Source organism: Streptococcus sp. 2579 (assembly GCF_013277195.1).
Taxonomy (GTDB): domain Bacteria; phylum Bacillota; class Bacilli; order Lactobacillales; family Streptococcaceae; genus Streptococcus.
On sequence record NZ_VMMM01000005.1, the window covers coordinates 86388 to 97930 of the forward strand.

At 35.5% G+C, this 11543-nt stretch carries 10 protein-coding genes and 1 pseudogene; all 11 read left to right on the plus strand.

What is annotated here, in order from left to right; genetic code table 11:
* The first annotated feature begins 42 nt into the window (after nt 1–42).
* The gene (gene ychF / locus HT725_RS02885) at nt 43–1158 is read left to right on the plus strand and encodes a redox-regulated ATPase YchF (protein WP_112445405.1); all 1116 of its coding nucleotides are present in this window, start codon (nt 43–45) and stop codon (nt 1156–1158) included.
* A gap of 72 nt (nt 1159–1230) precedes the next feature.
* Complete coding sequence (gene pth / locus HT725_RS02890) at nt 1231–1800, plus strand: aminoacyl-tRNA hydrolase (RefSeq protein WP_173253025.1); 570 nt, start codon at nt 1231–1233, stop codon at nt 1798–1800.
* Nucleotides 1801–5310: a transcription-repair coupling factor gene (gene mfd / locus HT725_RS02895; protein WP_173253026.1), complete on the plus strand. Its 3510-nt coding sequence runs from the start codon at nt 1801–1803 to the stop codon at nt 5308–5310.
* 57 nt (nt 5311–5367) lie between these two features.
* Complete coding sequence (locus HT725_RS02900) at nt 5368–5634, plus strand: RNA-binding S4 domain-containing protein (protein ID WP_001234978.1); 267 nt, start codon at nt 5368–5370, stop codon at nt 5632–5634.
* On the plus strand, nt 5627–5995 hold the full coding sequence (locus HT725_RS02905) for a septum formation initiator family protein (RefSeq protein WP_061087396.1): 369 nt from the start codon (nt 5627–5629) through the stop codon (nt 5993–5995). The genes HT725_RS02900 and HT725_RS02905 overlap by 8 nt, the downstream gene beginning before the upstream one ends.
* Nucleotides 5996–5999: 4 nt before the next feature.
* Nucleotides 6000–6122, plus strand: coding sequence for an SP_0009 family protein (locus tag HT725_RS10390; protein ID WP_000429334.1), 123 nt, complete (start codon nt 6000–6002; stop codon nt 6120–6122).
* A complete protein-coding gene (locus HT725_RS02910) occupies nt 6115–7383 on the plus strand; it encodes a serine hydrolase (RefSeq protein ID WP_173253027.1) in 1269 nt (422 codons plus the stop codon). Before HT725_RS10390 ends, HT725_RS02910 begins: the two co-directional genes overlap by 8 nt.
* A complete protein-coding gene (gene tilS / locus HT725_RS02915) occupies nt 7380–8657 on the plus strand; it encodes a tRNA lysidine(34) synthetase TilS (protein ID WP_173253028.1) in 1278 nt (425 codons plus the stop codon). Before HT725_RS02910 ends, tilS begins: the two co-directional genes overlap by 4 nt.
* A 4-nt stretch (nt 8658–8661) precedes the next feature.
* Nucleotides 8662–9204: a hypoxanthine phosphoribosyltransferase gene (gene hpt, locus HT725_RS02920; protein WP_173253029.1), complete on the plus strand. Its 543-nt coding sequence runs from the start codon at nt 8662–8664 to the stop codon at nt 9202–9204.
* 15 nt (nt 9205–9219) lie between these two features.
* On the plus strand, nt 9220–11178 hold the full coding sequence (ftsH, locus tag HT725_RS02925; protein WP_112445394.1) for an ATP-dependent zinc metalloprotease FtsH: 1959 nt from the start codon (nt 9220–9222) through the stop codon (nt 11176–11178).
* Between the two features lie 120 nt (nt 11179–11298).
* A pseudogene (locus HT725_RS02930) lies at nt 11299–11543 on the plus strand (sigma-70 family RNA polymerase sigma factor); the annotation flags it as partial.

Genomic DNA, 11543 nt, shown 5'->3' on the forward strand with positions numbered 1-11543 from the left:
TATAATATTAGGGATTGAAATGAAAACGGAGAATGAGAAAATATGGCTTTAACAGCAGGTATCGTTGGTTTGCCAAACGTTGGTAAATCAACACTATTTAATGCAATTACAAAAGCAGGAGCAGAGGCAGCTAACTACCCATTTGCAACGATTGACCCAAACGTTGGAATGGTAGAAGTTCCAGATGAACGTCTACAAAAATTGACTGAAATGATTACTCCTAAAAAGACAGTGCCAACAACATTTGAATTTACAGATATTGCAGGGATTGTAAAAGGAGCTTCAAAAGGAGAAGGATTAGGGAATAAATTCTTGGCCAATATCCGTGAAGTAGATGCCATTGTTCATGTAGTTCGTGCTTTTGATGATGAAAATGTCATGCGCGAGCAAGGACGTGAAGATGCCTTTGTGGATCCACTTGCAGATATTGATACCATTAACCTGGAATTGATTCTTGCTGACTTAGAATCAGTCAATAAACGCTATGCGCGTGTAGAAAAGATGGCACGTACGCAAAAAGATAAAGAATCTGTAGCAGAATTTAATGTTCTTCAAAAGATTAAACCAGTCCTTGAAGATGGAAAATCAGCTCGTACAATCGAATTTACAGATGAAGAACAAAAAGTTGTCAAAGGTCTCTTCCTGTTGACAACTAAACCAGTGCTCTATGTTGCCAATGTGGATGAGGATGTGGTTTCAGAACCTGACTCTATCGACTATGTTAAACAAATTCGTGAATTCGCAGCGACAGAAAATGCTGAAGTAGTCGTTATTTCTGCGCGTTCTGAGGAAGAAATTTCTGAGTTAGACGATGAAGATAAAAAAGAGTTTCTTGAAGCCATTGGTTTGACAGAATCAGGTGTAGATAAGTTGACGCGTGCAGCTTACCACTTACTTGGATTGGGAACTTACTTCACAGCTGGTGAAAAAGAAGTTCGAGCTTGGACATTCAAACGTGGTATGAAGGCTCCTCAAGCAGCTGGGATTATCCACTCAGACTTTGAAAAAGGCTTTATTCGTGCAGTAACCATGTCATATGAGGATCTAGTGAAATACGGATCTGAAAAGGCTGTAAAAGAAGCTGGACGCTTGCGTGAAGAAGGAAAAGAATATATCGTTCAAGATGGCGATATTATGGAATTCCGCTTTAATGTCTAAAAAATTTAATGAATAGTATCAATTAGGTTGGAAAAAAATTCCAACCCTTTTGGCTTTTGAAAGGAAAAATAAATGACCAAATTACTTGTAGGATTAGGAAATCCAGGGGATAAATATTTTGAAACAAAACACAATGTTGGATTTATGTTGATTGACCAACTAGCGAAGAAACAGAATGTCACTTTTACACATGATAAGATATTTCAAGCTGACCTAGCATCCTTTTTCCTAAATGGAGAAAAAATTTATCTTGTCAAACCAACGACATTTATGAATGAAAGTGGAAAAGCGGTTCATGCTTTATTGACTTATTATGGTTTAGATATTGAAGATTTACTCATCATTTACGATGATCTTGACATGGAAGTTGGAAAGATTCGTTTAAGAGCAAAAGGCTCAGCAGGTGGTCATAATGGTATTAAGTCTATTATTCAACATATTGGAACCCAGACCTTTAATCGTGTTAAGATTGGAATCGGAAGACCTAAAAATGGAATGTCAGTTGTTAACCATGTTTTGAGTACCTTTGACAAGGATGATTATATTGGTATTTTACAGTCTATTGACAAGGTTGACGAATCTGTAAACTACTATTTACAAGAGAAAAATTTTGAGAAAACAATGCAGAGGTATAACGGATAAATGGTAACCTTATTAGATTTATTCTCAGAAAATGATCAGATTAAAAAATGGCATCAAAGTTTAACAGATAAGAAAAGACAATTAATGTTAGGCTTGTCAATTTCTACAAAAGCTTTAGCCATCGCTAGTAGTTTGAAGAAAGAAGATAAGATTGTTTTATTGACATCAACTTATGGAGAAGCAGAAGGGCTTATTAGTGATCTTATTTCTATCTTGGGTGAGGAATTTGTCTATCCATTTTTGGTAGATGATTCCCCTATGGTCGAGTTTTTGATGTCTTCACAAGAAAAAATCATCTCACGGGTTGAAGCCTTACGTTTTTTGACTAATCCATCTAAGAAAGGGATTTTAGTTTGTAATATCGCAGCAAGTCGATTGATTTTACCGTCTCCCAATGTATTCAAAGATAGTATTGTAAAAATCTCAGTTGGTGAAGAATATGATCAACACGCGCTTATCCATCAGTTAAAGGAAATTGGCTATCGAAAAGTTACACAAGTACAAACTCAGGGCGAATTTAGTCTGCGAGGAGATGTTTTAGATATTTTTGAAATATCCCAGTTAGAACCTTGCCGAATTGAGTTTTTTGGTGATGAAATTGATGGTATCAGGTCATTTGAAGTAGAAACACAATTATCGAAAGAAAATCAGACAGAACTCACAATCTTTCCAGCTAGCGATATGCTTTTGAGAGAAAAGGATTATCAAAGAGGTCAGTCAGCTTTAGAAAAACAAATTTCAAAGACTTTATCACCTATTTTGAAATCCTACCTAGAAGAAATTCTTTCAAGTTTTCACCAAAAACAAAGCCATGCAGATTCTCGGAAGTTTTTATCTTTGTGCTATGATAAGATATGGACTGTTTTTGATTATATTGAAAAAGATACTCCAATATTCTTTGATGATTATCAAAAATTGATGAATCAGTATGAAGTCTTTGAAAGAGAATTAGCGCAGTACTTTACAGAAGAATTACAGAACAGTAAAGCATTTTCTGATATGCAGTATTTTGCTGATACTGAGCAAATCTATAAAAAACAAAGTCCGGTGACCTTTTTCTCTAATCTTCAAAAGGGTTTAGGAAATCTCAAATTTGATCAAATTTATCAATTCAATCAATATCCTATGCAGGAGTTTTTCAATCAATTTTCTTTTCTAAAAGAAGAAATTGAACGATACAAAAAAATGAATTATACTATTATCCTGCAGTCTAGCAATTCAATGGGAAGTAAAACATTGGAGGATGTTTTAGAGGAATACCAGATTAAATTGGATTCCAGAGATAAGTCAAGAATCTGTCAAGAATCTGTAAACTTAATCGAGGGTAATCTCAGACATGGTTTTCATTTTGTAGATGAAAAGGTTTTATTGATAACTGAACATGAGATTTTTCAAAAGAAATTGAAACGTCGTTTTCGAAGACAACATGTTTCAAATGCGGAGCGCTTAAAAGATTATAATGAACTTGAAAAAGGGGACTACGTTGTTCACCACATTCATGGAATTGGTCAATATCTAGGAATTGAAACAATTGAAATCAAGGGGATTCACCGCGATTATGTAAGTGTCCAGTATCAAAATGGGGATCAAATTTCTATCCCCGTGGAACAGATTCATCTACTGTCCAAATATATTTCAAGTGATGGTAAAGCTCCAAAACTCAATAAATTAAATGACGGTCATTTTAAAAAGGCCAAGCAAAAGGTTAAGAACCAGGTAGAGGATATAGCTGATGATTTAATCAAACTTTACTCTGAACGTAGTCAGTTGAAGGGTTTTGCTTTCTCAGCTGATGATGATGATCAACAGGCCTTTGATGATGCTTTCCCTTATGTTGAAACGGATGATCAACTTCGTAGTATTGAGGAAATCAAGAGAGATATGCAGGCTTCTCAGCCAATGGATCGACTTTTAGTTGGGGATGTTGGTTTTGGAAAGACTGAAGTTGCTATGCGTGCAGCCTTTAAGGCAGTCAATGATCACAAACAGGTTGTCGTTCTAGTTCCGACGACGGTTTTAGCGCAACAGCACTATACGAATTTTAAGGAACGATTCCAAAATTTTGCAGTTAATATTGATGTGTTGAGTCGCTTTAGAAGTAAAAAAGAGCAGACTGAAACACTTGAAAAATTGAAAAACGGTCAAGTTGATATTTTGATTGGAACACATCGTGTTTTGTCAAAAGATGTTGTGTTTGCTGATTTGGGCTTGATGATTATTGATGAGGAACAACGATTTGGTGTCAAGCATAAGGAAACATTGAAAGAACTGAAAAAACAAGTAGATGTCCTAACCTTGACAGCAACGCCAATTCCTCGTACCCTTCACATGTCTATGCTGGGAATCAGAGATTTATCTGTTATTGAAACTCCCCCAACGAATCGTTATCCAGTGCAAACCTATGTTTTGGAAAAGAATGATAGTGTCATTCGTGATGCGGTCTTACGTGAAATGGAGCGTGGAGGTCAAGTTTACTACCTTTACAACAAAGTTGACACGATTGACCAGAAGGTTTCAGAATTACAGGAGTTGATTCCAGAGGCTTCGATTGGTTATGTTCATGGGCAAATGAGTGAGATTCAGTTGGAAAATACTCTATTAGACTTCATTGAAGGACAATATGATATTTTAGTAACAACTACCATTATTGAGACAGGGGTGGACATTCCAAATGCTAATACTTTATTTATAGAAAATGCGGACCATATGGGCTTGTCAACCTTGTATCAGTTAAGAGGAAGAGTCGGTCGTAGTAATCGTATTGCTTATGCCTATCTCATGTATCGTCCAGAAAAATCAATCAGTGAAGTCTCTGAAAAGAGATTAGAAGCGATTAAAGGATTTACAGAATTGGGATCCGGATTTAAGATTGCGATGCGAGATCTTTCGATTCGTGGAGCAGGAAATCTCCTAGGAAAATCCCAGTCTGGTTTCATTGATTCTGTTGGTTTTGAATTGTATTCGCAGTTATTAGAGGAAGCTATTGCTAAACGAAACGGTAATGCTAACGCTAACACAAGAACCAAAGGGAATGCTGAGTTGATTTTGCAAATTGATGCCTATCTTCCTGATACTTATATTTCAGACCAACGACATAAGATTGAGATTTACAAGAAAATTCGTCAAATTGACAACCGTGTCAATTATGAAGAGTTACAAGAAGAGCTGATAGACCGTTTTGGAGAGTACCCAGACGTGGTAGCCTATCTTTTAGAGATTGGTTTGGTTAAGTCTTATCTTGACAAGGTCTTTGTTCAACGTGTGGAAAGAAAAGATAATAAAATTACAGTTCAATTTGAAAAAGTCACTCAACGACTGTTTTTGGCTCAAGATTATTTTAAATCTTTATCCGCAACGAACTTAAAAGCAGGCATCGCTGAGAGTAAGGGATTAATGGAGCTTGTATTTGATGTCCAAAATAAGAAAGATTATGAAATTTTAGAAGGTCTGCTGATTTTTGGAGAAAGTTTATTAGAGATAAAAGAGTCTAAGAAAGAAAATTCCATTTGATATTTTTCTTCTATAAAATAGATAAAAATGGTACAATAATAATTTGAGGTAATAAGGATGAGATTAGACAAATATTTAAAAGTATCGCGAATTATCAAGCGTCGTACAGTCGCAAAAGAAGTAGCAGATAAAGGCAGAATCAAGGTGAATGGAATCTTGGCCAAAAGTTCAACGGATTTGAAAGTTAATGACCAAGTTGAAATTCGCTTTGGCAATAAGTTGCTACTTGTCAAAGTACTAGAGATGAAAGATAGTACAAAAAAAGAAGATGCAGCAGGCATGTATGAAATTATCAGTGAAACACGGGTAGAAGAAAATGTCTAAAAATATTGTACAATTGAATAATTCTTTTATTCAAAATGAATATCAACGTCGTCGCTACCTGATGAAAGAACGACAAAAACGGAATCGTTTCATGGGTTGGGTTCTGATTTTGATTATGCTATTATTTATCTTGCCAACTTTTAATTTAGCCCAGAGCTATCAACAATTACTCCAAAGACGTCAGCAACTAGCAGACTTGCAAACTCAGTATCAAACTTTGAGTGATGAAAAGGATAAGGAGACAGCATTTGCTACCAAGTTGAAAGATGAGGATTATGCTGCCAAATATACACGAGCGAAGTACTATTATTCTAAGAATAGGGAAGCTGTTTATACGATTCCTGACTTGCTTCAAAGGTGATAAAATGGAAAATTTACTAGACGTAATAGAGCAATTTTTGAGTTTATCAGATGAAAAGCTGGAAGAGTTGGCTGATAAAAATCAATTATTGCGTTTACAAGAAGAAAAGGAAAGGAAGAATGCGTAAATTCTTAATTATTTTGTTGCTACCAAGTTTTTTGACAGTTTCAAAAGTTGTTAGCACAGAAAAAGAAGTCGTCTATACTTCGAAAGAAATTTATTACCTTTCACAATCTGACTTTGGTATTTATTTTAGAGAAAAATTAAGTTCTCCCATGGTTTATGGAGAGGTTCCTGTTTATGCGAATGAAGATTTAGTAGTGGAATCTGGGAAATTGACTCCCAAAACAAGTTTCCAAATAACCGAGTGGCGTTTAAATAAACAAGGGATTCCGGTATTTAAGTTATCCAACCATCAATTTATAGCTGCAGACAAACGATTTTTATATGATCAGTCAGAGGTAACTCCAGCAATAAAAAAAGTATGGTTAGAATCTGATTTTAAACTGTACAATAGTCCTTATGATTTAAAAGAAGTGAAATCATCCTTATCAGCTTATTCGCAGGTATCAATCGACAATACCATGTTTGTAGAAGGAAGAGAATTTCTACATATTGATCAGGTTGGATGGGTAGATAAGGAATCAACTTCTGAAGAAGATAATCGGATGGGTAAAGTCCAAGAAATGTTATCTGAAAAATATCAGAAGGATTCATTCTCTATTTATGTTAAGCAACTGACTACTGGAAAAGAAGCTGGTATCAATCAAGATGAAAAGATGTATGCAGCTAGTGTTTTGAAACTCCCTTATCTTTATTATACGCAAGAAAAAATAAATGAGGGTCTTTATCAGTTAGATACGACTGTAAAATATGTATCTGCAGTCAATGATTTTCCAGGTTCTTATAAACCAGAGGGAAGTGGTAGTCTTCCTAAAAAAGAGGATAATAAAGAGTATTCTCTCAAGGACTTAATCACAAAAGTATCTAAAGAATCTGATAATGTAGCTCATAATATATTGGGTTATTACATTTCAAACCAATCTGATGCCACATTTAAATCCAAGATGTCTGCTATTATGGGAGATGATTGGGATCCAAAAGAAAAATTGATTTCTTCTAAAATGGCTGGAAAAGTCATGGAAGCTATTTATAATCAAAATGGATTTGTATTGGAGTCTTTGACTAAAACAGATTTTGATAATCAGCGCATTGCCAAAGGTGTTTCTGTGAAGGTAGCTCATAAAATTGGGGATGCGGATGAATTTAAGCATGATACGGGTGTCGTCTATGCAGATTATCCATTTATTCTTTCTATTTTCACTAAGAATTCTGATTATGATACAATTTCTCAGATAGCTAAGGATGTTTATGAGGTTCTAAAATGAGAGAACAAGATTTTTTAAATCATTTTCTCAAGAAGGGATATTTCAAAAAGCATACTAAGGTGGTGCTAGCTCTTTCTGGTGGATTAGATTCTATGTTTCTATTTAAGGTATTGTCTACTTATCAAAAAGAGTTAGAAATTGAATTGATCTTAGCTCATGTGAATCATAAGCAGAGAATTGAATCAGATTGGGAAGAAAAGGAATTAAGGAAGTTGGCTGCTGAAGCAGAGCTTCCTATTTATATCAGCGATTTTTCAGGAGAATTTTCAGAAGCGCGTGCTCGACATTTTCGTTATGATTTTTTTCAAGAGGTCATGAAAAAGACAGGTGCGACAGCTTTAGTTACTGCCCACCATGCTGATGACCAGGTGGAAACGATTTTGATGCGTTTGATTCGAGGCACTCGTTTGCGCTATCTATCAGGAATTAAGGAGAAGCAAGTAGTCGGAGTGATAGAAATCATTCGTCCCTTCTTGCATTTTCAGAAAAAAGACTTTCCACCAATTTTTCACTTTGAAGATACATCAAATAAGAAAAATCATTATTTTCGAAATCGTATTCGAAATTCTTATTTACCAGAATTAGAAAAAGAAAATCCTCGATTTAGAGATGCAATCTTAAGTATCGGCAATGAAATTTTAGATTATGACTTAGCTATAACTGAATTATCTAACAATATTGATGTGGAAAATTTACAGCAGCTATTGTCTTACTCTGAGTCTACACAAAGAGTTTTACTTCAAACTTATCTGAATCGTTTTCCAGATTTGAATCTTACAAAAGCTCAGTTTGAAGAAGTTAGGCAAATTTTAAAAACTAAAAGCCAGTATCGTCATCCGCTTAAAAATGGTTATGAATTGATAAAAGAGTATCAACAGTTTCAGATTTGTAAAATCAGTCCGCAGGCTGATGAAAAGGAAGATGAACTTGTGTTACACTATCAAAATCAGGTATCTTACCAAGGATATTTATTTTCCTTTGGACTTCCATTAGAAGGTGAATCAATTCAGCGAATACCTGTTTCACGGGAAACATCCGTACACATTCGTCATCGAAAACCAGGAGATGTTTTGATTCAAAATGGACATATAAAAAAACTCAGACGTCTATTTATCGATTTGAAAATCCCTATGGAAAAGCGAAAATCAGCTCTGATTATTGAGCAATTTGGTGAAATTGTCTCAATTTTGGGAATTGCGACCAGTAATTTGAGTAAAAACACGAAAAATGATATAATGAACACTGTACTTTATATAGAAAAAATAGATAGGTAAAAAAATGTTAGAAAACGATATTAAAAAAATCCTCGTTTCACACGATGAAATTACAGAAGCTGCTAAAAAATTAGGTGCTCAATTAACTAAGGACTATGCAGGAAAAAATCCAATCTTGGTTGGGATTTTAAAAGGATCTATTCCTTTTATGGCTGAATTGGTCAAACATATTGATACACATATTGAAATGGACTTCATGATGGTTTCTAGCTACCATGGTGGAACAGCAAGTAGTGGTGTCATCAATATCAAGCAAGATGTAACTCAAGATATTAAAGGAAGACATGTTCTATTTGTAGAGGATATCATTGATACAGGTCAAACTTTGAAGAATTTGCGAGATATGTTTATTGCAAGAGATGCAGCTTCTGTTAACATTGCAACCTTGTTGGATAAACCAGAGGGACGTGTTGTAGAAATTGAGGCAGACTATACCTGCTTTACTATCCCAAATGAGTTTGTAGTAGGTTATGGTTTAGACTACAAAGAAAATTATCGTAACCTTCCTTATATTGGAGTATTGAAAGAAGAAGTGTATTCAAATTAGAAAGAACAATTTTTAATGAAAAAACAAAATAATGGTTTAATTAAAAATCCATTTCTATGGTTATTACTTATTTTTTTCCTAGTTACAGCTTACCAGTATTTTAGTACAGGTAGTGTTGCAGGGAAAAGTGAGCAAATTAATTATACAGAATTGGTAAAAGAAATTACCGATGACAATGTAAAAGAATTAACCTACCAACCAAATGGCAGTGTTATCGAAGTTTCGGGTGTCTATAAAAATCCTAAAACAAGTAAAGAAGAAACAGGCATTCAGTTCTTTTCTCCATCTGTTACAACAGTAGAGAAATTTTCAAGTATTATTCTTCCCTCTGATACCACAGTATCAGAATTGCAAAAACTTGCTTCGGACCATAAAGCAGAAGTAACTATTAAGCATGAAAGTTCAAGTGGTATGTGGATTAATCTACTCGTATCCATTGTGCCATTTGGAATTCTATTCTTCTTCCTATTCTCTATGATGGGAAATATGGGGGGAGGCAATGGTCGTAACCCAATGAGTTTTGGACGTAGTAAGGCTAAAGCTGCAAATAAAGAGGATATTAAAGTAAGATTTTCAGATGTTGCTGGAGCTGAGGAAGAAAAGCAAGAACTAGTTGAAGTTGTTGAATTCTTAAAAGATCCAAAACGATTTACAAAACTTGGAGCCCGTATTCCAGCAGGTGTTCTTTTGGAGGGGCCTCCGGGAACAGGTAAGACCTTGCTTGCTAAGGCAGTCGCTGGAGAAGCAGGCGTTCCATTCTTTAGTATCTCAGGTTCTGACTTTGTAGAAATGTTTGTCGGAGTTGGAGCTAGTCGTGTTCGTTCTCTTTTTGAAGATGCCAAAAAAGCAGCGCCAGCTATTATCTTTATCGATGAAATTGATGCTGTTGGTCGTCAACGTGGTGTCGGCCTCGGTGGAGGAAATGATGAACGTGAACAAACCTTGAACCAACTTTTGATTGAGATGGATGGTTTTGAGGGAAATGAAGGAATTATCGTCATCGCTGCGACAAACCGTTCAGATGTACTTGATCCTGCCCTTTTGCGTCCAGGACGTTTTGATAGAAAAGTATTGGTTGGTCGTCCTGATGTTAAGGGGCGCGAAGCAATCTTGAAAGTTCATGCTAAGAACAAGCCTTTAGCAGAAGATGTAGATTTGAAATTAGTTGCTCAACAAACTCCAGGCTTTGTTGGTGCTGATTTGGAAAACGTTCTAAATGAGGCAGCCTTAGTTGCTGCCCGTCGCAACAAGTCAGTTATTGATGCTTCAGATATTGATGAAGCAGAAGATAGAGTGATTGCTGGTCCTTCTAAGAAAGATAAGACAGTTTCACAAAAAGAACGTGAATTGGTTGCCTATCATGAGGCAGGACATACCATTGTTGGTCTAGTCTTATCGAATGCCCGAGTTGTCCATAAGGTTACAATTGTACCACGTGGTCGTGCAGGTGGTTATATGATTGCACTTCCTAAGGAAGACCAAATGCTTCTATCTAAAGAAGATATGAAAGAGCAATTGGCTGGCTTAATGGGTGGACGTGTAGCTGAAGAAATTATCTTTAATGTCCAAACTACAGGAGCTTCAAACGACTTTGAACAAGCGACACAAATGGCGCGTGCAATGGTTACAGAGTACGGTATGAGTGAAAAACTTGGTCCAGTTCAATATGAAGGAAATCATGCCATGTTTGGTGCACAAAGCCCTCAAAAATCAATTTCAGAACAAACAGCTTATGAAATTGACGAAGAGGTTCGTTCATTATTGAATGAGGCACGAAATAAAGCCGCTGAAATTATTCAGTCAAATCGTGAAACTCACAAGTTGATTGCAGAAGCATTATTGAAATACGAAACATTGGATAGTACACAAATTAAATCTCTCTATGAAACAGGAAAGATGCCTGAAACAGTAGAAGAGGAATCTCATGCATTATCTTATGATGAAGTAAAATCAAAAATGAATGACGAAAAATAACCCAAAGAGAGGCTGAGCCTCTCTTTTTTGTGCAGTTTAGACGGTGTAGGGAACAGAATGGGGAGAAATAACCAAATTAGCTTTTTGTTTTGTTAAACTGTATTTAGAAAGGGGAAAAGAATGATTAAAGAATTGTATGAAGAAGTCCAAGGAATTGTATACAAGTGTAGAAATGAATATTACCTTCATTTATGGGAGCTATCGGACTGGAACCAAGAGGGAATGATTTGCTTACATGAATTGATTAGTAGAGAAGAAGAATTGGTAGAAGATATCCCTCGTTTAAGGCAATATTTCAAAACCAAGTTTCGAAATCGAATTTTAGACTATATCCGTAAGCAAGAAAGCCACAAACGAAGATATAA